The organism is Mesorhizobium sp. M1E.F.Ca.ET.063.01.1.1, from assembly GCF_003998155.1.
GTDB lineage: Bacteria > Pseudomonadota > Alphaproteobacteria > Rhizobiales > Rhizobiaceae > Mesorhizobium.
Genome location: NZ_RZSC01001208.1, coordinates 1 through 1124, shown reverse-complemented (window position 1 = coordinate 1124; position 1124 = coordinate 1). Strand labels below are relative to the sequence as shown.

Below are 1124 nucleotides of genomic sequence, written 5' to 3'. Positions count from 1 at the left end.
CACCACCACCGCGCCTTCGGTGACGTTGTATTCCTTGCCGAACTGACGGAGATGGAACTCGACCGACTCTTCAGCCGCCTTCTGGATGTTGGCATCGAAGGTGGTGTGGGCAACCAGCGAATGCTGGCCGGGCTTGGCTATTTTCTTCACCTCGTCGAAGGCCCAGTCGAGGAAATAGTCGGGGCTCTTCTGCTCGCCGCGGTCGACGACGTCGGCTGGATGCAGCCGTGCCTGCAGCACCTGGCCCTCGGTCATGAAGCCGGCATCGACGAGGTTGGAAAGCACCACATTGGCGCGCGCGCGCGCCGCCGGCAGGTTGATGTGCGGGGCGTACTTGGTCGGCGCCTTGAACAACCCGGCGAGCATCGCCGCCTCCGCGAGGTTCAGGTCCTTGACGCTCTTGCCAAAATAGAAATCCGCCGCCGCCTCGATGCCGAACGTGCCGCCGCCCATATAGGCGCGGTCGAGATAGAGCTGCAGGATATCCTTCTTCGAGAGGTTCGCCTCCAGCCACAGCGACAGGAAGGCTTCCTTGATCTTGCGCTCGAGGGTGCGCTCGTTGGAAAGGAACAGGTTCTTGGCGAGCTGCTGCGTGATGCTGGAGCCGCCCTGGACCACAGAATTGGCGCGCACATTCTCGAAGACAGCGCGCGACAGGCCGAGAACGTCGATGCCGTAGTGGTCGAAGAAACGCCGGTCCTCTGTCGCCAGCACCGCCTTGATGACGATGTCCGGCATCTCGTCGACCGGCACGGAATCGCGCTGGATGATGCCGCGCTGGCCGATCTCGTTGCCGTAGCGGTCGAGGAAGGTGACGGCGAAATCGCCCTGGTTGCGCCAGTCGCCGGCAGTGATCTCGAAGGCGGGCATCGCCAGCGCCAGGAGCACCACGAAGCCGCCTGCGCCCATGGTGAAACCTTCGCTCAGCACCTCGATGATGGCGCGCCGCCAGCCATGCAGACGGAAACGGCGGAAAAAGATGGTGGCCGCTTCCCAGAATTCGCGCGCCTTGAAGCCGATTTCGTAGAGCGAGGAATCGAGCCACGCGTCGACAGCAAGAGCCGCCGAGGCAATCCGGCCTCTTCTCTTGCGTGGTTTCGAAGGACTTGCCCTTCCAGACTTCC

At 63.0% G+C, this 1124-nt stretch carries 1 protein-coding gene; it reads right to left on the bottom strand.

Annotated features, from left to right (window positions below; genetic code table 11):
* A partial coding sequence (locus EOA29_RS37305; protein WP_245468747.1) for a transglycosylase domain-containing protein occupies nucleotides 1-1124 on the bottom strand: 1124 nt, incomplete at both ends.